Here is a 20,688-nt window from a genome sequence, read left to right on the forward strand (position 1 = left end):
TATAATGAATGTGCTGCATGGAGATTCTGTCGCGGCCAGGCTTGAGCTGAACGCATTGAACGTTATCGAAAAGCTGCAACTAAGCAATACAAGAGATTGCTTGTTAGAGGAAAATGGAGAAGAGTTTGTCATTTATGCGCTGCGCGGTGGTTCATCAGACTCCAGATGCTTTTAAGTAACCAGGAATCTACGAGTGGCTAGAAAAGAAGAAGCAAGGAGCGGCACGGAATAAAGTGCTGCTCCTTGCTTAAGCTGTACGGCTCACATGGGCATATCCCCGAAGGGTTAGCTCATGATCGAATCGCGCTCCGTCAAGGAATGACTTCAAATTGCTTACGCGGCATGGAATGCACTCCCCGGGCGGTAACATGCGCGACGATATAATAAGTACCCGTTTCTTCAAATTTCGTTTCTATCGAATAAACGCCGTCTTTTTGCCCCGAGCCTTCGATCATTTTTGGTTCGTCGCTGTCGACTTGTCCGATTTCAAAGCGAACTTCCTGGGCGTCCTCGACAGGTTGACCATTCTGGGTGACTCTGGTGGATAAAGCGACGGTCTCTCCGGCTTTAATCTGTGCCGGGGGAGTCAGCTCGACTTCAATCAATTGCAGGAAGTCGGTTTGGTTATTCTGTACCGTTCCGCATCCGGCTAATGATATCGCTGCTAGAATTATGATGAGAAGAAGGAAGGTACGCTTCATTATTTGGCTTTCTCCTTCCTTAGAATAGACTTTGCATCCTGGATGATTTGTTCAAAAGGCGTATCAAACGCACCTTCGTATCTGCTGACAATGACTCCCGCAGGGTTCACGAGATAGAATGCCGTTCCATGAATAACCTGATCCGAATTCGGGTCATTCTGCACCGCCGATCGGAACGTGCCTTCCGAGAACTTCTTAATTTCGTCTTGTGTATAACCGGTCAGGAAGTGCCAGTTGGCGAAATCCGCTTCATAGTTTTGCCCGTATGTTTTTAATACTTCGGGTGTGTCCCGGGCAGGGTCAACCGTGAAAGAGACGATTTCTACATCGACTCCGGCGTCGCGAAGCTTTTGCTGCAATAGAGCCAGATTGGAGGTCATCGGCAGACAGACGGTGACGCAATTGGTGAAGACAAAATCGGCTATCCAAACCTTGCCTTTCAAATCGGCAAGCCCAAAGGCCTGTCCTTCCTGATTGGTAAAGGTGAAGTCCTGCACCGGCCAATTCAGCTTGGAATTGTCAGGAGGTTTGCCGCAGCCTGCAGCAAGCAGAACAATGATAACCGTTAAAACGAACAGCATTCGGCTTTTCAAGATTTTGGCCTCCTTGATAGGTTTACTGGGCCTGATGATTATGGGCTAGAATCATTTTTTGTCGGCCAGCCATTCAGCTAATGAATGAATTTCTTCTTCTTTCAACCGGTTTTTGAAGCCGGACATTCTTCCTTTACCGTCCTCAATAATTTGCACGATTTCGTCTTTGCTTTTCTTAGCGCCGATAGTGCTTAAGGCAGGCCCCATATTTCCTTCGAGCTGCGCTCCGTGGCAGGATAAGCAGTTGCTTTTATAAATCGTATTCTCGGCTACCTCTTCTTTGGAAATGGTGGAGCCTGAGGCCTCCAGTCCATTGGGCTCTGCCTTGCTGCCGCATCCTGCTACAGCAATAGCTATTAAAATAACGGCAGTCCATTTTGTCCACTTCATAGATGAATTCCTCCTAATCGTTTATCACTTTATTTTAATAACGGGGTTCCGGAGCCATTTCTTCGAGATCCCAGTCCTCGTTTTCTTCCTTCGCTCTCTCCATGCGGTACCATCTAAAAAAGTTATAAGCCAGCACCCAGCCATAAATAATCTCTTGGGTGACTTTCATGATGACTCCTCCCGCCTGTTGATCTTCGCGGATGGACATCGGCAGCAGATTGAGTGACTGGGGTGTATCAAAGCTGACGAAGCCAAAAGGCAGGCAGAGCAAGGCCGCCCCTTCGGTATACAGTTTGTACAACGGAACGTCGGCAAAAATAATTAATGCACAGGCGGGCGTGATCAATACCCCATTGGCAAACATATACCCTATTTTCATCAATCCGCTCAAGCGTTCCATATCGGCGATTGGGCATACGACAGGCCACCACATCATAAAAGCGGTAATCTCCAGTAGCAAATGGACAGCGGTATGCAGTGAGAAATTGGACATCACCGGATCGAAGATAAAGGGCATGTGATAGAGCGAGAACAAAAAGTTGAAGGTCAGAATCGCAAAAATAGGCTGAGTCAAAACGGCCACCGTCTTTTTAACCCACTTAGGCCTGAGCAGCTTCTCGAACCATGGAACCGGAAGACTAAGTAAAATCAGCGGAGGCATAGCGAGAAACAGGATGGCCATCTGCAGCATGTGGGCTCCGAACAAAAAATGACCAAGCACATTGAGCGGACCGCCCCATCCCAGATATAAACAAACCATCCCGAAGATAAACAAAATTTTACGGCGAACCGTAACCAACGGAGCCTTGCCCGGCTGTTGGCGCGTCGCATACAAATAAGCAGCAGTCAGTACGATGATGACCGCAATCAGCTCGGGACTAAAAAAAGCTCTGAGGCCGTACAAATCAAGGAGAAGTGAAAACGACATATTCCCGTACCGTCCTTTCATCATGCATCTTTATTAACTATACGGAATGGACGGCAGGCAGGCTATGACTCGAGGGGGCTATGACGGTGAACACTTTGTGAGAAAGTTATGACAAAAGAGTGGACAGTGGGTGGAATAATCTCTTTTGTCGCTGAAAAGAGCGTTTCTAGCAGGAAAGTTCAGTAATAATCAAACTCTCACTCCAGATCTCAAATGGATGTGTAGTAGTATGTTAGGAAAGACTGAACGGAGTGATCTTAGGTTTCGACAAATCAGCAGAGGATTACGATGTTATAGCTTTTTATGGCAAGAATGGTTTTATTCCGGTTGCTACGCTACCGGATGTATACGGCCCAGCGTTGGAAGGGAATGTTTTTTTGCGTAAAATTTTGCGGTGAAAAAGGAGAAGGCTGCCTGAATGGCAGCTTTGTTCCATTTACCGGGTTGGAATGCTTCTCTCTAGGAAGGGGGTATCTATCGGTCTATGTATGGTGACCTACGAGAACAGGCTGCGAAAGACAGTCTTGTCCCGTAAGCTTATTATGATGAGTAAGCTTGACTAAATCTGCTGCACCTTCATTAAATTAGTTCTTCCTGCTTCGCCTATCGGTACTCCGGCCGAGATGACAATGAAATCTCCCTTCCTGATCAAGCCGGTTTGGAGTCCATTTTTGATAGCGGACTCGAACATTTCATCGGTCGTAGTTACGGGATTCCCTTTGACCGGAACGACTCCCCTTAACAGACATAGTCTCGGCAATACCTCATCATGTTGGGTGATGGCCAGGATGGGTGCCCTCGGGCGGTATTTTGCTACCATACGGGCAGTAGTTCCGCTTTCAGTCGGGGTAATGATCGCTGCAGCCCCCAGTTCTATGGAGGCGCTAACTACCGATTGGCTGATGATTTCGGTCATGTTCTTCACAGAACCTGCCTTTGGATAAGGTGAAATTTCTTTGCTCTCAAACATGATTTCCGCTTTTTCCGCAACGGAGGCCATCGTGGTAACAGATTCCACCGGAAATTGACCAACGGCAGATTCTCCCGAAAGCATAAGGACGTCTGCTCCCTGAAGTACGGCGGTAGCTACGTCGCTAACCTCAGCCCTTGTAGGCCGCGGATTGAATTGCATGGATTCCAGCATATGGGTAGCAATAATGACCGGCTTGCCGGCTAGCTGACATTTTTCAACCATTTCTGTTTGAACCATAGGGACATCTTCGACTGGAATTTCTACACCCAAATCTCCGCGCGCGACCATAATGCCATCCGATACGTTTATAATATCTTCTAAATTCCTTACGCCTTCTTCATTTTCTATTTTAGAAATAATCTGAATATGCCCTGTATTGTTTTCCTCTAGAATCCTTCTAATTTCTATAATATCTTCCGCTTTCCTTACAAAGGAGGCCGCAATCATCTCCAGGTTATGCTCTATTCCAAAAAGAATATGCCGAACATCCTTCTTAGTAATTGCTGGCAGATCGGTTTTGATCCCCGGAAGGTTGACACTTTTTCTTGGCTTTAACGTTCCTCCATGGACGATTCTGCAATGAATTTCTTTTTCCTCGATAGCGTCTACACAAAGCTCGATCAGTCCATCGTCGATCAGAATTTTGGTATTAGGTTTAACATCGTCGGGAAGCCTCTGATAAGTAACAGATACCCGCTTGGAATCGCCAATTATTTGTTCAGTAGTCAGAATAATTTTGCTGTCCCTGACCAGCGAATAACTGGAATTGTGCAAGCTTCCGATTCGGATTTCGGGCCCCTTAATATCGAGCATGATGGGGATGATTGCATTTAGCTCGGCAGCCGCCTGACGAAGGTTACGGATTCTTCCGATTTGGTCCTCCGGTTCGCCATGGGCCATATTCAATCTCGCTATGTTCATTCCGGCCTGAATCATTTCTTTTAGAACAGGGACGGTATCGCAGGATGGCCCCAATGTACATAGTATTTTAGTTTTACGCATAGTTTTCCTCCTATACATTTTCCCATATTCTATCTATTTCATTCGTGAGAAACCATGAATTATAGTACTATGATTATAAAATAGTACGGAAATTAGGAGATAGATAATGATAAAACTAAATCATGTATGCCACTTTGGAGGAATGGGCGGGTACGAGGAGGAAAAAGAAGTAAAATCGCGAATATTCCATTTAATCCTAGTGACTTATGGAAAATGCGTATATTGGGTTAATAATGAAAAGTTTATTCTGGAGAAAGGAGATATTCTGCTCATTCCTTCGGGAGCACAATATTATGGAAAAAGCATCCCTACCGTTTTTCATAGCAAGTATGGAATGGATTTCGTGAAAACAGGGGAAGATCCCCAACTGCCTATTTTAGAAAGCAAAGAAGCGGTGAAATTAAAAATAGGCTGTTACGATCTGATCTATGAGCGGGTCAAAAGAATAAAGGATCAGTGGACGGAACGGCCTTCTTATTATGAGGTCATGACCGCTGCACTGCTAACGGAGATTCTGACCTACATAAACATAGAATGGGACCGCAGGAATTTATCTTCCGGGAAGTACAGGTTAGTGGAAATCATGAGGATCTATATTAAAGATCATTATCGGAGCAAAATAACAAAGGAAGACCTTGGGGAAGCTATTCGCAGAAGTCCTAACTACGCCGCATCATTATTCAGCACTATTACCGGGCAAACCATAGGTGAATATGTACATATGCTTCGAGTAAACACAGCGATCTATATGTTGACGGAATCCCAGCTTACGGTTAATGAAATCTCAGAATTTCTGGGCTATAGTGACGTTTCCTACTTTCATAGAATATTTAAAAGAATCACCGGCAAAGTTCCGTCTTCCTACTTAAGCGAGCGACATCAACTGTAACCTTCAAACTACAAACTTTTAACTTTGAACTTCTATATAAATCTCGTAAATATTTTATCTGTATGGAGGGAGAAGCATGTCTAATTTTCAATGGAATCTTGTTGAGGATTTGAACGCTTTCGAATTAGGGGAATCGGGGGCCAAAAACTGGATCGTGGGATGGACGGGATGGGCTGCATTTAAGCGGTTTTCATACGATTCCGGTCCTGCTCCGAGATGCAATTCCTTTCGATTGCTTTTTGGCTTCCTTGTAGCGTCTTACACTATGACCTTAAAATGAGTGGAGGAATGTAGGATGAGTCAAAAGGGAATTCGACGATGTGCCATCTTGTGTATAGTTACACTGTGTCTGGTAGGGTTGCTTCCGGCCGGAGCTCAAGGTGAGAGGGGAGAATTTACAGACGTTACTAAAGATTATTGGGGTTACGACTCCATAGTCTGGGCTACTGAACAGGACATTGTCGATGGTTACCCCGATGGTACGTTCAAACCCGAGCAGTCCGTTACACAAACTGAGTTCATTGCTATGCTTGTTCGTGCTTATCTGGATAAAGATAAGTTACCGGACGAAAATGGCGGTTACTGGGGAGAACCATACTTCCAATACGCATTTAATATGGGATGGGGTGGCAGTATCATCGTCCCTCCATCCAGTAAATTAAGTGATAACTCCATGAGCCCCAAGTATAATGTGCTTATGGCTCGTATGTACGTTGCCAAGATTATTACCAATGCTAACGGCAGAAACTATAATTTTGACGATTCCATTCGTTTTTTATTGGATAGCGGATTGGCTGAAGGTAAAACCGATTCTAGTATTGAAGGTTTTAAAGGACATGATCTATTATCTCGAGCAGAAGCGGTAACCTTTATTAAAAATCTTAAAGCGAAGCAGGATATGCTTTACCCAAGCCCAATCCACGGGAACTCGTATGATCCAGCCACTTTGCAGCTAAGTCCTTTTGAGACTTTTCCTTTAGTTGTAGAGCAGCCCTCAAATGATTCTCTCATTCGATATAGTCAGGTAGATTTTGCCTCGCCAACTGCCGGGTATAACTTGGTCCGTCGTCCATCTTATACGATATCTGGAACTGTTGCTCAAGCCATAGGTAAGGACCTCTTCATTACAGTAGAGTACTGGGATTCGAGTATATTCAATCCTGTAACCACTGTTGAGATACCGATAAAGGATGGCCAATTTTCCACCGATATTGAGCTGCCTAAATCAGGTGTTTATAGGGTCATGGTAGCCTCGGAATATGAAACCGAAGGAAAAACATATGATCAAAAGATGACTCTCACTTCTTTTTATGTAGATTATAAGATTGATTAAAGACTGAGTTGGAAATAGTCGGTTCAATCCCATCAACTATGGGCAGGCAAGGAAACATTATCCAAGGTGTTTTCTTGCTGCCCCGTTTACGGGATTTTTACGGCCAAAGGCCAAAAGACGATGGGTCCCTGTATCCGTCTATCTGATCGATCATCCGAAAGGAAGGCTTTTGGTGGATATCGGATGGCATGAGGACATACGTACCGTTCCACGCAAGCATGTCTGTACAAGTTCTGTTGGTAATCGTCAAGCATTGATTAGAGATTGAGCCTTCTTTATTGCCGCTTATATCGTTCGGATAGGATTTTCTAAACGGATCAATCCTTTGTATAGATCCCATCTTATTCATACAAAATAATGAAACCGGATTGTTTAAGCGGGAATGTTTAGGAGGCTGTGATAACATGAATGTAGGGAATGATTCCAACCAAAATCAAGAACGGACGGAACACTGCGGAGAGGATAGACTTCTTGAACTGGATAGGGAGGGGATGGAGGTCGATTCCGATGTTAACGAGGATTCTAATCGGGAGCATCTTCTGGATGCTTCGTTTAAGGCGTGGTACCAAAACATCGATTATTGGGTAAAGCAAAAGGACCAGATCACCCAAGTCCCGGGGGAGAGCGTCTTTGATGCCGCAGTCGATATCGATGCGGAAGAAGACAGAGTGAATGACGAATAGACGAGAGGGGTTGCGCATGCGGCTGTTCCAAAGGTCATATCAGACCAAGGGACGGCCTTTTTTTAATATTTCACGCCAAGATTTATAACTTAACTTTCGGCGATCAGATTGAAATCGTCACCCAGCAACAGGACAACCCGTCCATTTTACTCTGAAAGCTATAAGTTAAGCAACAGTACCTTGCAATGTATTGTACCGCATGATATTATACAACGAACGGTACTAAGTAATATGCAGTAGATAGTAACGTTTACTACAAAACGAACAGGTGTGATAACCGTTGAACGTACAGTTCAAGAAAGGCGTTCTGGAGTTGTGCGTGCTTGTAATGACGGCGAAGAAAGACCGGTATGGCTATGAATTGGTGCATAGTATTTCTGAAAAGTTTCAAATCGCCGAAGGAACTGTGTATCCACTGCTTCGCAGGCTGACTCAGGAAGGATTATTTACAACCTATTTACAGGAGTCGCAGGAAGGGCCGCCGCGCAAATATTACAAGCTGACTAAGCACGGCTGGATGATGATGACGGAGCTTGTCGTCGAATGGAGGCACTTTACGCAAGGGGTCGACGAGATTATCAGGGAGGCATTGGGTGATGACGAAAGCTGAGTTTATGGAGGAATTGGAACAACTGCTCGCGGGGATTCCCGTTCAGGATCGGCGGGAGATTATGTCCGATTATGAGGAGCATTTTGAAATAGGCAAATCGCAAGGGAAGAACGAAGCAGAGATTGCGATGGGGCTGGGCAGTCCGAAATTGATCGCTAAAGAAATGAATGTGCACTATCACATTAAGCAAGCGATAGAACAAACCAATCTCCGCTCGACATCACGGGCGGTAATTGCGTCGGTTGGTCTTGGTTTTTTCAATCTGATCTTTATATTAGGTCCTTTTGTCGCTGTATTTGCCGTTATAATAGCGCTATTCGCCGCTGCCGGTGTATTGGTGGTCTCTCCCGTCTTGCTGTTCATATTGGAACCGGAGAGTGATCTCGTTTGGACCTTGCTGCTGGGTGTTACTTGCTGTTCTTTAGGGGTTCTTATCGGGGTCGGGGCTGCATCGCTGTCCAAGCTGTTTTTTCGCGGAGTATTAAATTACTTGCGCTGGAATTTGAACGTAATTGGAGGTAGACACAAATGAGCTTGAAAAATGTGGCACGTACAGCGGCTATCGTGTTTGCGCTCGGATTGGCCGGAATGGTCATCATGTGGATGAGCGGCAGGGTTGAACTGTTTATAACCGTGGATGAGAAAAAAACAGTAGACGCCTCCTCCGTCAGCTCCATCGAGGTAGATTCAGACTCTATTAATGTTAAGTTTGTTCCCGGTGACGGAAACGAAGTCGAGCTTCATTTATTTGGTGAGTACATCGATAGAAAATTCAAAGATAAGTTCCGGTTAAGCACCTCCGCTTCGGGAAATAAGCTCAAGGTGAAGGCGGAAGCAACCAAGAAATGGGGAATTCTCATTATGGGCAAATCCAGTCCTACACTAACCATTAAAGTTCCAGAGAAGCTATATGAGGATGTGAATATTCAATTGTCTTCGGGAAATGTGGAAGTGGATAGCTTGCAGGCTAATCGTTTGGCGATCCAGACCAGCAGTGGAAATATGCGGGTTAACCAGTTTGCCGGCCAGCGGATGAAGCTTCGAGGAAAGTCAGGCACTATCTCGATCCAAGAGGCGCAGGGAGAAATTGATGCTGCCTTAACATCGGGGAACGTAAAAATAACCAATGCTGCCTTGTCTGACAACATAACCGTCGAAACGACAAGTGGCGATATCCAGCTAAATGCTCATGAGCTGCCCCCGTCATTCAAGGTAGATATGCGGGCAGGATCGGGCGATGTATCCGCCAAAGTGCCGAACTTAACATTCCAGGAGAAGACGGAGAACCGAATTCTTGGCGAAGTGGGGCAAGGTGGTCCCCTTCTGAAATTGCAGGCGACCAGCGGCAATGTCCGTATTCGCCAACAGTAAGGCCGTCACAGCTTGCGGCAGTGCCGGTGCAGTATCGATTTTTCTCGATCCAGCTAAATAAAGATTTGTTGGCATCCCGGATTGGTATCCAGGGATGCTTTTTCATAATTTTAATAAACTAAACTATGAAATGATTCATCCGGGAGGAGATATGGGAATGGGGAGGAGCAAAGCGCTCTTATTATATCGGTACCGACGGAGTACTGGTGACGGTTGCGCCCGGGCACCAGTCCAATGAGATAATTACGAGTACGTTTAAGGACATTCAATAAATTAAGGAGGAACAAAAGGGGGGCAAATGATGAGGCGAATCTACTATGTCGGGTTATTCTGTCTGCTGACACTGTTAGTGACTGCCTGTGCACCTCAGTACGACTCGGTAACAGCTGGGGGCTCCAATGTTTTGCCGAACCATCCGCAAACGATGCCGGATAATCCCAATGCTACAGTAGATTATTCCAACATCGAGCTGCGAACGATTTATTTGGCAGGAGGCTGCTTTTGGGGAGTGGAAGCATACATGTCACGGATCTATGGTGTCAGCGATGTGACGTCCGGATATGCCAACGGTTCAGGGGAAGATCCGACTTATGCAGAGGTTATAAAAGGGGACAGGGGATTTGCGGAGACTGTTGAAGTGAAATACGATCCCGAGCGGATTTCGCTGGAGGAGCTGTTGACAGCCTTCTTCAAGGTCATTGACCCGACCAGCCTGAACAAGCAAGGGAATGACAGAGGAGTTCAATATCGCACGGGAATCTATTACGTGGAAGAGGAAGATCTTCCCGCCATTACGTCAGCCGTTGAACGGGAGCAGGATAAATACGACAAGCCTGTAGTTACCGAAGTGCTTCCGTTAACCAACTATTATCTCGCGGAGGAGTATCATCAGAATTATTTGGAAAAAAATCCGAACGGATACTGTCACATCGATCTGAGCCTTCTGGATGATCCGTAGGAGCAAGGGGGCAAAAGATATTGCATTAACAGCGCCTCAATCCGCTTCGTTGCTCTGGAGGACATGGAGCGGGAAGGCTACGGATTTTTAGCAGAAGCCGTCCAATAACCTTCGAGAAGGCTCTATTTCAGGTTTGGCGGGCTGCCCTACCTGAAATAGGGCATTTTTTATGCTGCGGCTGGGGATCTCTTGGAAGATTGAATTCGGTTGGATCTGCTAGTAAGAAAAGTGCTATCACTCATTTTTTTGCGGAGGCCACGGCCTTCAGGTTATGCTCAAACATGTCGATGATGGAAAGGAATCTTTCCGCTTCACGAAAAACATGATCAGCCAATAACGGATGAATGATGCTTTTTATCCGACAAGCTTCAATTAACTCTTTGGCTGTCTTTTTAAAGTTGACAAGGGATTGGACGGAAACCCGATTTTGATCCAGAAATTGATCCAGCAGCGGAATCGTTTGCGATTGGGGACGCATGGAATCCAAATCTCTGGCTTGAAATAATAATTGATCGAATTCATCACTAAAATTTCTGGCCTGTTCAACTAACTGTCGTTCCGAAGGATCCAGAAGATGACCGATAAATTTGGCGTGGTCGGCCATTATCCGTAAGAAGAATACATTTTCGTCAATAATAGCATCTGGCAGCGGCTCTAGCTGTCCTGAATTTAATTCATCCAAACGGTTCCTGAAATAGTTGGCTTCCCGGCTTATATGATCGACCAGAAGGGGGAAATTATTGGATCCTGGAAGCTGGCAACGAAGGATCAGACCTAGCACTTTTCTTTTAAAAGCCCAGATATGAGCAGCCGCGTTGCGGACTTCTGCATTAAACCGTCTTATAAGCTCTGGATCGGTTCCTGAATTGAACGTATGTGAACGCCGTTCAATTTCATCAAATACCGCATAAAACTGATTCGCCTCCCGGATCAATTGCGTATCCTCACATCGAAATCCTAATCTCAGAAAAAAGGAATGCTCCTTCATAATCCGTGACCAGAAACGGATTTCGTCCAATGAACGCGATACAAAAACATCTGACATATCCTCTTATTCCTCCCGCATGTATTTTTAACAGCATATGCGTGGTTTGGGGTATGTGCCCATCATCCACGAAATTCGCTTGCCGGCAGGCCGCTCAAATTCGCGCGATCGGCGGCAAATTAATGATCGAAGCCTGCTCGGGCCAACTCGTTGCGTGGATCTATTAACCTTTGGGTAACTATAAAACTGAACTTCAACAAGCTGTAATATGCTGTCGCCTTCTCCTTCTGACTTATATCCCCTTGGATCAGGAACGCTTAATTTAGTCCGCGGGGCTCAATACCTGACTTACAAAAACCATGTAGCAAAATAATAATCGAAATATTTCTCTAATAAGAGAAAGTTTGCCAGCGGTCCAGAAGCATGCTTTGGATGGCCTCCTGATTAAAGGGGATAACAGTCAAAAGCTTCTGGCGGGAGGGTTTAAGTATCCTATTTGTCGGTGAGCTTGACTTTGGCCCAACCTCAAAAACCGTCCTGTGGATTCAGTTATCCGGGACGGTTTTTGCTAGCTATTTTCATTGTGACACTTATATTTTCTATTCTACCGTGCTAAACCTCTGAATGTCTTTCTTTGCCGATAATGACATTCAGATGATGGGAAGTGTCGTAGACGGCTTGCAGCGGATCCGCGGCGTATCGTCCAATTTCGGCGGTAAGCGTGTCGGTATAGCCGATTTCTTGCAGGGCGGCTCTCACTTCGGGCCAGTTTACGTCACCGGCGAGCAACGGCACGAAGCCTTGACCGGTACCGACACCGGGGCGGAAATCCTTCACATGAATTTTGAAGATGCGGGCTCCGAGGATGCGGATCCATTGCTGTGGAAAACCGTAGGCCAGAATGTTGCCTACGTCAAAATAGACGCCCACGTTAGGAGAATCTATGCTGTCTACATATTGCTTCATTTCAAGCGGAGACAGCAGGAACTTATTCCACACGTTTTCGACTCCTATTCGAACGCCGCGCTGTTCTGCCTCCCGCGCGAGTCCATTCAATTCTTTCAGGCTCCGTTCATAGCAAGCGTCGTAGGAGGTAGCCTCATTAACTGCGCCCGGCACTACAAGCACTGTATCCGCGCCGAGCAGCTCCGCCAGCTCCAATTGCTTGCGGACGATCCGGCCTCCTTGCTCACGAACGGCGGCATCATCGGAAGAAAGCGGGTGCCTCCAGAGAAGGGAGGTCGAGATACTGCGCAGCTGCAATCCGTATTGGCGGGCCAACCGACCGATTTGCTCCGCTTCGGCGGCGGTCGTCTCCATGGTCAGCCCTACTCCTCCTTCGGGATTCACGTTAAGCTCTACCGCATCATAGCCCGCTTCCCGACTTACCTCAAACACCCGCTCTAATGGATAACCTTCGGGAAAACACCATTGATTAACTCCTTTTAGCATCTGCAGGTCCTCCTTCCTACTATGGGTTAAGCGGCTCATCTGCAGCGGCTATGAGCGGTGCCGCTTCCATTCCGCGTTCGGCTGCCGATTCATTCGCCGCTAACGTTGCGGCCAGCGTTGCGACCGCTTCAGAGTAATCACCGAGCACCAGTTCGCGTCGCCCTGTCCGGACGGCTTCTACGAAAGCCCGATCCTGCTCGAAAACAAAGTCGACATCGGTCGTTTCCTCCAGACGCTGCTCGTCATCCACAATGCGAAGCGATTTTCCATTTACCGAAACATAGAAATCATGTCCAAACAGTTCGACCTCGCCGCGGCCGAGATGTCTGGATAGACAGGTATTGCTGATCGTACCGACCGCCCCGGATTGCAGGGTGAACGATACGACACCGACATCGGGAACGGTGGCTTCCGGATGAACCCGGTGGATATGCCTCCGTGCATAGATCGCTTGGACATCCCGGAAATCACCAGCCATGTAGCGGATCAAATCGACCTGATGGGTGGCCATTTCCACAAGCTGTCCGCCGGATCGCTCCATGACTCGCCACCAAGGAACGCCGGGCATTCCACCAAGCCGGTACGCAAGGATCATGTCGATTTGTTTGCCTGCCAGGTACTGCTTCGCCTTTTGCACGGTATCCAGATATCGCAGACAGTAGCCGGACGAATGGATGATACCGGAGTCGCGAATGATCTTCTCCTTGCGGCGGGCTTCCTCCAGACTTAAGCCAATCGGCTTCTCTGCCAGCAGGTGGATCCCTCGCTTGGCCGCAGCTTCTTCAATGCTGTCCCTAGCGAACGGCGGAGTGCAGATAAATATAGCATCGACCTGACCGGAATCCATCAGCTTCTCACTGGATTCATAGGCAGTGGCATCGTATTCTTTGGCTATTTGCCGGGCCCTTGCTTCGTTAATATCAAAGACGGCTGTAATCTCGGCGGCTTCCACTTTCCGAAGCGTTTTCAAATGTCCCTCGGCCATGCCTCCTACACCGATAAACCCGATTCTTACTTTTTTCATCCTTGCTGCCTCCTCACATTCAAAAGTTGAATATGTACAGGAACAACATTAATCGATCCGATCGTTAATGTATTTATGGAAATCGAGCCATAATTTACGCAAAAAAATGAAAGAGAGGGTCACTTCCAGGAATGTCCCCCGTCTTTCATTTGATGCTTTCTGCGCCACATCGTTGGCGAAACGCCTTCCACGGCCTTGAACCATTGGGAGAAGGAATGAAGCCGGCTGAAACCGACCTGGGAGGCGATTTCGTTCACATCCCGATCGGTAGAGTTAAGCAGCCATTTAGCCTCCTGCATGCGGCATTGCTGCTGATACTGCTTCGGACTCATCCGATAAACCCGCTCGAACATGCGGCGAAATCCGGCTACCGTCATTCCAGCGAGCTCGGCGAGGTCCGTCATCTGTACGGATTGGCGCAAATTTTCGCGGATATAATCGGCCGCTTTCGTGATGGTCATCGCCTGCAAATCCGATTTCGTATGCTCTTGCAGGAACAGCAGCAGCACCTCCATCCATGCGGTATATGTTCTTGACCTATCCTGCAGAGGAGATGCCTGCAGGCGCAGCCATTCCCGGTACAGCAGCTCGAACCGTTCCTTATCCAGATTGGACAAAGTGGCCAGAGCGGGCTGCCCCTGATCTGGGGCGAGCTTCGCGGTCAATTCCAGCAGCCTTGGAGGAATGCCCTTCAGATGAATCACTCCGAATCGAACGTGCGAAACTGCGGCAAAACGATGAGGAATTCCGGGCGGAATAATAATGACGTGGCTAGCTTCGATATGTCTTGTTCTTTCCGTCCACTCGAACAATCCCCGTCCTTCCAGGACGAGACTGATTTCCAGTGTCGGATGATGATGAAATCCATCATCATGCCAGGTTTTGTCGTGGGTGCCGATGAAGCTCCTGACTTCGAAAGGAATTTGCATAGGAATGGGACCTCCACGGATCCAAGCCGTAAAGTTGTCGTTAAGGGGATTATGGCACTGAAACGTAAATGGTGCAATAGGTTCTTCCAAAGCGCTTTACTAAGAAAAATTTGCTATTATGATCCTATTAAGCCAATGATAATTACAAAGCCACATGCCGTTATGTTTTCATATATTCACCGGGGATAGTTTAGAGGTTTGAAACTTCGGAGGCACTTTCCTTCGAAACGGAAGGACAGCTTTCTTTAGTACTGTATATTTTGAAGGAGTAGGATAATTTGAGAATTCATATATTGACAGCAGACGATGATCCGAATATTCGCGAGTTGCTGCGCTTTAATCTGCGGAAGGAAGGTTATACCGTGTTTGAAGCGGAGGATGGGGAGCAAGCCTCGTCTCTAATGGAAAACGAGCAAATTCATCTGGCTATTGTAGATATTATGATGCCGGGCAAAAATGGCTGGGAGCTGTGCGAGGAAATTAGAAAATATTATGATATTCCCGTCATTTTATTGACGGCAAAAGGGGAAATAGCGGATAAAGAAAAAGGGTTTCTGTCCGGTACTGACGATTACTTAGTCAAGCCGTTCGAGCCGCAAGAGCTGTTGTTCCGAATCAAGGCGTTATTGCGCAGGTACCAGTTGGTATCGTCTGAATGGATCAAGCTTAATCAGATAACGATCGACCGCCAAAGCTATGAAGTTCGGAAAGGGGACGAAACGGTAGTCCTTCCGTTAAAAGAGTTTGAGCTTCTGTCCCAATTGGCCAGTCATCCGGGTCGTATTTTTACAAGGGAACAGCTGCTAGGGCTCATTTGGGGAGCAGATTACGAAGGAGATAGCCGGACGATCGATGTTCATATCAAACGATTGCGTGAACGGTTTCAAGACAGATCCGATGACTTTGTTATAACGACGGTGCGAGGAATAGGCTACAAGCTTGAGGTGCCGGAACAATGAGAACGCTATACATTCGAATCGTTCTTACCTTTATCGGGATTTCTATGATCAGTAGCATCGTCGCTCTTGCACTGGTCAATTTTTATTATCTTGGCAACATGCGGGAATACAGCGAGCAAAAAATAATGAATATTGCAAACGAAATCCGGAAGTTGTATGAAGAGACGCCTGAGATGAATAGGGAGAACTATCTTACCCGCGTCGCGAACATGGGATTTCAAATTTATGTGGTCAACGGCCGGATGGAGGGCGAATTCTATGGAGCGCCTTTTAAGCACACCGACTTTGATGAGGAAGAGGTGCATCGCGTACTAGCTGGTGAAACGTACCACGGGATTATGGAAGAACGCCATTTTCTGATGGTGACGGGCTTCTTCGAAAACAGCATCCGGAACAGCGTAGGTCTGCCGCTCCAGGTAGACGGCGAGACGTACGCTATTTTCGTTCGTCCGAATCTGGAACAGCAGATCGGGGAAGTAAGAATTCTGGTCGCCTTGCTGCTGGGCATCACCTTCATATCCAGCATTGCGCTCATTGTCATCTTTACGAGATACATCGTCAAGCCTGTGAAAAAGCTGACGGAGGCAACAGATAAAATTGTTCGTGGAGATTATAACATCGAAATGGACGTATCGCGGCGGGATGAAATCGGGAATCTGGCCCAGCATTTTCAAACGATGGCCCATTCGTTAAAACAACTGGATGAAATGAGACAGGAGTTTGTAGCGAACGTATCTCACGAAATTCAATCCCCGCTGACATCCATTCAAGGATTTGCCCAAGCCATTCTGGCCAAAGAAGTGTCGCCAGAAGAGGAGGAACGATATATGCAAATCATTGAGGACGAGAGCCGACGCTTGTCCTCCTTAAGCAAGCAGCTTCTGACCTTGGCCGCATTGGACAAAGAAACGAGCGTGATGAAGCCAAGCGCCTTTCGTTTGGACGAGCAAATCCGGCAAATTCTCATCGTTACGGAGTGGCAGTGGGCGGACAAAAATTTGCAGGTAGAGCCGGATTTGCCCGAGATGGTAATCACGGCCGACCCGCAGCTTCTGTACCAGGTCTGGTTCAATTTAATTACGAACAGCATTAAGTTCTGTCGCCCCGGGGATACGATCCGAATTGAATTGCGAGTGGAACAAGAGGTGGTCATCGAAATTAGTGATACCGGCATTGGAATTCCGGCGGCGGAGCTTCCCTATATATTTGACCGTTTTTATAAAGCCGACAGGACAAGAGGCCGATTGCGGGAAGGAAGCGGTCTAGGGTTGTCGATTGTCCATAAAATTATCGATCTGCATCAAGGAAGAATCGAAGTGGAAAGCGAGCTTGGCGAAGGAACGACCTTTACCGTGTACTTGCCTTATTTGTAATGTTCCGTTCATGGTGCGTTCATATTCCTGTCCTACAATCATGTAGGAGAAAAGGAGGCTAAGGCACTATGGATCGTTTTTTTCATCGTTTGGCCCGTTCCGTCAGCAGTCCAAAGGGCGCGAAAATTGTTATTGCCTGCTGGCTTATCGTTATTGTCGCCTTGAGCGGAATCGGTCCGGGAGCCAAACAGTATGCCGTCAACAGTGGAGAAGGGAGCGTGCGCGAGAATACTCCTTCGGCTGCCGCTCAAGCGATTATGGAAGAGCAGTTTCCTTCCGATGACGGGTTGGTCGCTCTGCTTGTTTTTCATGCTCAGGGGGAGATAACACCGGATGAAAGGGGCAAAATCAGCGAAATCAGCGAATGGCTGGCTTCGGAAAGCAAACCGGAGCATGTCTCGGGAGCCTTGCCGTTTCACCAGTTTCCCGAGTCCGTCCAGAATCAGATGTTCTCTGAGGATGGATCGACTCTGCTGCTGAATGTCGCTCTGCAAAAGGATTTGGAGTCGGATCAAATTTATGACACTTTACAGCAGATTCGAAGCGAGGTTGAACAAATAGGGACAGGGGGCCTGCAGTTCGAAATGACTGGCCCGGCCGGGATAGCTGCAGACACGATCACCTTGTTCAAAAATGCCGATCTCGTCCTGATGTTTGCCACAATCGGGTTGATTCTGATCATTCTGATCGTTATTTATCGCTCGCCGCTGCTTGCGGTGCTTCCGCTCTTAATAGCCGTCATGGTATATCAGGTAGTGGACCGCCTATTGGGGCTCGCGGCGCAGAACGGCTGGTTTGTTGTAGATAAACAGGCTTTATCTATCATGATGATTCTTCTGTTTGCCGTTTTGACCGACTATTGTTTATTCGTTATTTCCCGTTACAGGGAGGAATTGAAGAAATTCGGTTCCAAATACGATGCGATGAAAGTGGCGATGGCCCAGGTTGCAGAGCCGATATGGTTCAGCGGCGGTACGGTGTTCGTGGCAATGCTGACTTTATTTACGGCTGTTTTCAAACCGTATAATCATTTCGCTCCTGTATTTTCCGTCGCGGTTGTTGTTATTTTGCTGGGAGGCTTGACCTTAATTCCCGCTTTGTTCTCGTTGATCGGACGGAAGGTATTCTGGCCCTTCATTCCGAAGCTGGAGGATGGAGAGGCCAAGACCAAAGGATTTTGGAGCCGAATGGGGACCTTCGTCACTAAAAAGCCGGCGGTCACAGCGACGGTACTCCTGGTGCTGCTGACAGCGGCTTCCATAAATTTCGGCACAATGAGCTACTCTTTCAACCTGCTGAAATCTTTCCCTGAGGATATCTCTTCGCGTCAAGGCTTTGATATTCTGGAAGATCGTTTTCCGCCTGGCAAGCTGGCACCGGTTTCCGTTGTTTTGAAATCGGATAAGGAGCTGGAGCTGAATTCAGATTTGGTGGAGAAGCTGGCCTCGCTAAGTGAAGCTATTGAACAAGGCGGCGGCATCTATGAGATCAAGCCGGCCATCACTGCCGATTTGGCTGATCCCGATGCACCGCTGCCGAGGAATTTCTTGGCGGAATCGAAGCATGCTCTCAAGCTGCAGGTAACGCTGGAGGCTAACCCCTATGATCCCGCAGCACTGGATTGGCTCGAGTCGCTCAGGGATAACAGTACGGCGTTATTGAAAGACAGCGGGCTCGATCCGTCCCAATATTCGCTTCATTACGCTGGTCAAACCGCGGAGCAAGCGGATGTGCGCATAATGAACCAGCGGGATATGCTGCTAATTTTTTCACTCATTGCGATTTTTATCACGCTTATGCTGGCCTTGCAGACCCGATCCATTCTTCTAGCTTTCTATATGATGGCAACGATTCTGCTTTCTTATGCAGCGACGATGGGGTTGGGCTGGGCCATTTTTCACAAGGTGCTCGGATATGATTCAATCAGCTATCGCTTGCCCGTCTACACTTTCGTGTTTCTCGTAGCGCTCGGGGTGGATTATAACATCATGCTTGTATCACGAATTAAAGAAGAGGCCCGGAAATATGAGTGGAGAGAAGCGATCCGGCGAGGAGTTTCCCGCACGGGAGGTGTCATTTCATCGGCCGGCATTATCCTGGCCGCTACCTTCTGCGTGTTGATTACGCAGCCGCTGCAGGAGCTGTTTTTGTTCGGCATGACGATGGCGATGGGGATTCTGATCGATACATTTCTCGTTCGCGGGATGCTGCTTCCATCGGTGCTGGCTTTGACCGGCTATAGAAAGTCAAAACCTCATCAGACGCGAGCGGATCATCCGGCAACCCGGAATTGAAGTGTGCATTCAAAAGGAGGAGAAAGGAAATGTTTGGATTTTTATTGTTCTTGCATTTGGCCGGATTAATGATTTGGCTCGGAGCTCTTCTGGGCAAGGTGGTCACATTGGGGATGCTGAAAAAGCAGCTGGGCTCGACAGAGGGAAATACGCTGGCCCAACGGTCTATTCGAACGTTCAGCCTGTTCTCTCATTCCAGTGCGGTTATTGTGTTGATCACGGGAGTATTCCTGATTGTTCAAATGGGATTGGGGTCAGATAAGCCTGTATGGCTGGAAGTAATGGAGAAGGGCGGGGGAACTATCATTCTTCTTGCCCTGATTATAACCGGCATCATGGGGAGCAAAGTAAAGAAACGTTTAATCGGCGGGTCAGGTCGGAATGTTAAGCTCGCAGGATATATGACGGTACTCGCTAGCTTCATGGTGCTGATTCTTGGAGTCGTACTGGTCGTTAGCCTGAGAATTTAAGTTATCTGGTATTAAAAAAGGGTTGTCCCGTTGGGGCAGCCCTTTTTCTTTTCTATTAATCTTACTTGGCATTACAGCTTTTTCAATACATCGAAAATTTTCAGCTCGTTAACCGCACTGACCACGTCCGCGGCGCTTGGCATATCGAACTTTTTCAGAATGCTGCTGATCTGCTTCTTGATCGTCTCCAGTTCGACGGAGCGCTCAAGGGCGATTTCCCTGCGGGATTTGTTCTCGCACAGCAGCTTGAGCACCTGCAGCTCGCTTGGAGTCAGCTCCGAGATGATGCGAATGATGTACAGGAGGCTCGCTTCATTGCGTTTGACGCGGACGAATTCATCACGAATCTTCTGGGCGATAATCGGCCGGATAGGCGATTGATCGCCGTGTGCTTGGCGAATGGCGTCAGCAATTTCCTCCGCGGGAGCCGACTTAAGAATATAATCCTTAATGCCGCTTTGGAAGGCGGCAAAAATAATGTTGTCGTCATTATGCACAGTGATCACAATGATCCGGATATGCGGCAGCTTCTCATGAATTTGCTTGGCGGCATGAATGCCTGCATAAGCATCCTCCATCTCGATATCCATCAGGATGATATCGGGCTGATGCATAGCGGCATACAGCACGGCTTCATATCCTGACTTGGCCGAAGCGACCAGCTCTATGTCCGCACATCCGGCAATGATCCGCTCCAATCGGCGGCGATGGGCTTCCATGTCGTCTGCAATCAATACCCGGATAGGTTCTTTCATGGAATTCACCTCCAAT

At 47.5% G+C, this 20,688-nt stretch carries 21 protein-coding genes; 11 read left to right on the forward strand and 10 right to left on the reverse strand.

Annotated features, from left to right (window positions below; translation table 11 throughout):
• Positions 1-311 precede the first annotated feature (311 nt).
• The 5 genes from KJS69_RS21595 to pyk all read right to left on the reverse strand — a co-directional run bounded on the left by KJS69_RS21595 (position 312) and on the right by pyk (position 4,605).
• On the reverse strand, positions 312-701 hold the full coding sequence (locus KJS69_RS21595; protein ID WP_213585868.1) for a FixH family protein: 390 nt from the start codon (positions 699-701) through the stop codon (positions 312-314).
• Positions 701-1,282, reverse strand: a complete 582-nt coding sequence (locus tag KJS69_RS21600) for an SCO family protein (RefSeq protein ID WP_213586011.1) — start codon at positions 1,280-1,282, stop codon at positions 701-703. The genes KJS69_RS21595 and KJS69_RS21600 overlap by 1 nt, the downstream gene beginning before the upstream one ends.
• Before the next feature lie 63 nt (positions 1,283-1,345).
• Complete coding sequence (locus KJS69_RS21605) at positions 1,346-1,684, reverse strand: c-type cytochrome (protein ID WP_213585869.1); 339 nt, start codon at positions 1,682-1,684, stop codon at positions 1,346-1,348.
• A 34-nt stretch (positions 1,685-1,718) separates the two neighbouring features.
• Positions 1,719-2,612, reverse strand: a complete 894-nt coding sequence (gene ctaG, locus KJS69_RS21610) for a cytochrome c oxidase assembly factor CtaG (protein WP_213585870.1) — start codon at positions 2,610-2,612, stop codon at positions 1,719-1,721.
• A gap of 559 nt (positions 2,613-3,171) precedes the next feature.
• Positions 3,172-4,605 carry a pyruvate kinase gene (gene pyk, locus KJS69_RS21615; protein ID WP_283777479.1) on the reverse strand — a complete coding sequence of 478 codons (1,434 nt, stop codon included), beginning with the start codon at positions 4,603-4,605 and terminating at the stop codon, positions 3,172-3,174.
• Positions 4,606-4,693: 88 nt separating this feature from the next.
• Here pyk and KJS69_RS21620 point away from each other — a divergent pair, with 88 nt between their 5' ends.
• The 7 genes from KJS69_RS21620 to msrA all read left to right on the forward strand — a co-directional run bounded on the left by KJS69_RS21620 (position 4,694) and on the right by msrA (position 10,431).
• A complete protein-coding gene (locus KJS69_RS21620; protein WP_213585872.1) occupies positions 4,694-5,476 on the forward strand; it encodes an AraC family transcriptional regulator in 783 nt (260 codons plus the stop codon).
• Positions 5,477-5,771: 295 nt separating this feature from the next.
• Positions 5,772-6,809 (forward strand): S-layer homology domain-containing protein, encoded by a 1,038-nt coding sequence (locus KJS69_RS21625; RefSeq protein ID WP_213585873.1) that lies wholly within the window; start codon positions 5,772-5,774, stop codon positions 6,807-6,809.
• Positions 6,810-7,213: 404 nt separating this feature from the next.
• Entirely contained in the window at positions 7,214-7,492 is a 279-nt protein-coding gene (locus KJS69_RS21630; RefSeq protein WP_249730652.1) for a hypothetical protein, read from the forward strand.
• A 280-nt stretch (positions 7,493-7,772) separates the two neighbouring features.
• Positions 7,773-8,102: a PadR family transcriptional regulator gene (locus KJS69_RS21635; RefSeq protein WP_213585874.1), complete on the forward strand. Its 330-nt coding sequence runs from the start codon at positions 7,773-7,775 to the stop codon at positions 8,100-8,102.
• Positions 8,089-8,634 (forward strand): HAAS signaling domain-containing protein, encoded by a 546-nt coding sequence (locus KJS69_RS21640; protein ID WP_249730660.1) that lies wholly within the window; start codon positions 8,089-8,091, stop codon positions 8,632-8,634. The genes KJS69_RS21635 and KJS69_RS21640 overlap by 14 nt, the downstream gene beginning before the upstream one ends.
• On the forward strand, positions 8,631-9,473 hold the full coding sequence (locus KJS69_RS21645) for a DUF4097 family beta strand repeat-containing protein (protein ID WP_213585876.1): 843 nt from the start codon (positions 8,631-8,633) through the stop codon (positions 9,471-9,473). Before KJS69_RS21640 ends, KJS69_RS21645 begins: the two co-directional genes overlap by 4 nt.
• A gap of 298 nt (positions 9,474-9,771) precedes the next feature.
• Positions 9,772-10,431, forward strand: a complete 660-nt coding sequence (gene msrA / locus KJS69_RS29780) for a peptide-methionine (S)-S-oxide reductase MsrA (protein WP_374706693.1) — start codon at positions 9,772-9,774, stop codon at positions 10,429-10,431.
• A gap of 238 nt (positions 10,432-10,669) precedes the next feature.
• On the opposite strand, the gene KJS69_RS21655 is transcribed toward msrA, so the two are convergent.
• The 4 genes from KJS69_RS21655 to KJS69_RS21670 form a co-directional block, all read right to left on the reverse strand.
• Entirely contained in the window at positions 10,670-11,476 is an 807-nt protein-coding gene (locus tag KJS69_RS21655) for a DUF2935 domain-containing protein (protein ID WP_213585877.1), read from the reverse strand.
• Between the two features lie 552 nt (positions 11,477-12,028).
• Positions 12,029-12,868: a sugar phosphate isomerase/epimerase family protein gene (locus tag KJS69_RS21660; protein ID WP_213585878.1), complete on the reverse strand. Its 840-nt coding sequence runs from the start codon at positions 12,866-12,868 to the stop codon at positions 12,029-12,031.
• 19 nt (positions 12,869-12,887) lie between these two features.
• Positions 12,888-13,892, reverse strand: a complete 1,005-nt coding sequence (locus KJS69_RS21665; RefSeq protein WP_213585879.1) for a Gfo/Idh/MocA family protein — start codon at positions 13,890-13,892, stop codon at positions 12,888-12,890.
• A 119-nt stretch (positions 13,893-14,011) separates the two neighbouring features.
• Complete coding sequence (locus KJS69_RS21670) at positions 14,012-14,821, reverse strand: helix-turn-helix domain-containing protein (protein ID WP_213585880.1); 810 nt, start codon at positions 14,819-14,821, stop codon at positions 14,012-14,014.
• Between the two features lie 278 nt (positions 14,822-15,099).
• On the opposite strand from KJS69_RS21670, the gene KJS69_RS21675 reads away from it, so the two are divergent.
• From KJS69_RS21675 to KJS69_RS21690, 4 genes are all read left to right on the forward strand, one after another.
• Positions 15,100-15,780, forward strand: coding sequence for a response regulator transcription factor (locus tag KJS69_RS21675; protein WP_213585881.1), 681 nt, complete (start codon positions 15,100-15,102; stop codon positions 15,778-15,780).
• Positions 15,777-17,153: a sensor histidine kinase gene (locus tag KJS69_RS21680; RefSeq protein WP_213585882.1), complete on the forward strand. Its 1,377-nt coding sequence runs from the start codon at positions 15,777-15,779 to the stop codon at positions 17,151-17,153. Before KJS69_RS21675 ends, KJS69_RS21680 begins: the two co-directional genes overlap by 4 nt.
• 68 nt (positions 17,154-17,221) lie before the next feature.
• Positions 17,222-19,447, forward strand: a complete 2,226-nt coding sequence (locus tag KJS69_RS21685; RefSeq protein WP_213585883.1) for an MMPL family transporter — start codon at positions 17,222-17,224, stop codon at positions 19,445-19,447.
• 29 nt (positions 19,448-19,476) lie between these two features.
• A complete protein-coding gene (locus KJS69_RS21690) occupies positions 19,477-19,917 on the forward strand; it encodes a hypothetical protein (protein ID WP_213585884.1) in 441 nt (146 codons plus the stop codon).
• Positions 19,918-19,988: 71 nt separating this feature from the next.
• Here the strand turns inward: KJS69_RS21690 and KJS69_RS21695 are convergent, their stop codons facing one another.
• Positions 19,989-20,672, reverse strand: coding sequence for a response regulator transcription factor (locus KJS69_RS21695; RefSeq protein WP_213585885.1), 684 nt, complete (start codon positions 20,670-20,672; stop codon positions 19,989-19,991).
• Between the last annotated feature and the right edge of the window lie 16 nt (positions 20,673-20,688).

The organism is Paenibacillus sp. J2TS4 (genome assembly GCF_018403245.1).
GTDB lineage: Bacteria > Bacillota > Bacilli > Paenibacillales > NBRC-103111 > Paenibacillus_L.

Coding starts and splice junctions, on each gene's coding strand:
- KJS69_RS21595 (WP_213585868.1), bottom strand. CDS start 701: ATGAAGCGTACCTTCCTTCTTCTCATCATAATTCTAGCAGCGATATCA.
- KJS69_RS21600 (WP_213586011.1), bottom strand. CDS start 1,282: ATGCTGTTCGTTTTAACGGTTATCATTGTTCTGCTTGCTGCAGGCTGC.
- KJS69_RS21605 (WP_213585869.1), bottom strand. CDS start 1,684: ATGAAGTGGACAAAATGGACTGCCGTTATTTTAATAGCTATTGCTGTA.
- ctaG (WP_213585870.1), bottom strand. CDS start 2,612: ATGTCGTTTTCACTTCTCCTTGATTTGTACGGCCTCAGAGCTTTTTTT.
- pyk (WP_283777479.1), bottom strand. CDS start 4,605: ATGTATAGGAGGAAAACTATGCGTAAAACTAAAATACTATGTACATTG.
- KJS69_RS21620 (WP_213585872.1), top strand. CDS start 4,694: ATGATAAAACTAAATCATGTATGCCACTTTGGAGGAATGGGCGGGTAC.
- KJS69_RS21625 (WP_213585873.1), top strand. CDS start 5,772: ATGAGTCAAAAGGGAATTCGACGATGTGCCATCTTGTGTATAGTTACA.
- KJS69_RS21630 (WP_249730652.1), top strand. CDS start 7,214: ATGAATGTAGGGAATGATTCCAACCAAAATCAAGAACGGACGGAACAC.
- KJS69_RS21640 (WP_249730660.1), top strand. CDS start 8,089: ATGACGAAAGCTGAGTTTATGGAGGAATTGGAACAACTGCTCGCGGGG.
- KJS69_RS21645 (WP_213585876.1), top strand. CDS start 8,631: ATGAGCTTGAAAAATGTGGCACGTACAGCGGCTATCGTGTTTGCGCTC.
- msrA (WP_374706693.1), top strand. CDS start 9,772: ATGATGAGGCGAATCTACTATGTCGGGTTATTCTGTCTGCTGACACTG.
- KJS69_RS21655 (WP_213585877.1), bottom strand. CDS start 11,476: ATGTCAGATGTTTTTGTATCGCGTTCATTGGACGAAATCCGTTTCTGG.
- KJS69_RS21660 (WP_213585878.1), bottom strand. CDS start 12,868: ATGCTAAAAGGAGTTAATCAATGGTGTTTTCCCGAAGGTTATCCATTA.
- KJS69_RS21665 (WP_213585879.1), bottom strand. CDS start 13,892: ATGAAAAAAGTAAGAATCGGGTTTATCGGTGTAGGAGGCATGGCCGAG.
- KJS69_RS21670 (WP_213585880.1), bottom strand. CDS start 14,821: ATGCAAATTCCTTTCGAAGTCAGGAGCTTCATCGGCACCCACGACAAA.
- KJS69_RS21680 (WP_213585882.1), top strand. CDS start 15,777: ATGAGAACGCTATACATTCGAATCGTTCTTACCTTTATCGGGATTTCT.
- KJS69_RS21685 (WP_213585883.1), top strand. CDS start 17,222: ATGGATCGTTTTTTTCATCGTTTGGCCCGTTCCGTCAGCAGTCCAAAG.
- KJS69_RS21690 (WP_213585884.1), top strand. CDS start 19,477: ATGTTTGGATTTTTATTGTTCTTGCATTTGGCCGGATTAATGATTTGG.
- KJS69_RS21695 (WP_213585885.1), bottom strand. CDS start 20,672: ATGAAAGAACCTATCCGGGTATTGATTGCAGACGACATGGAAGCCCAT.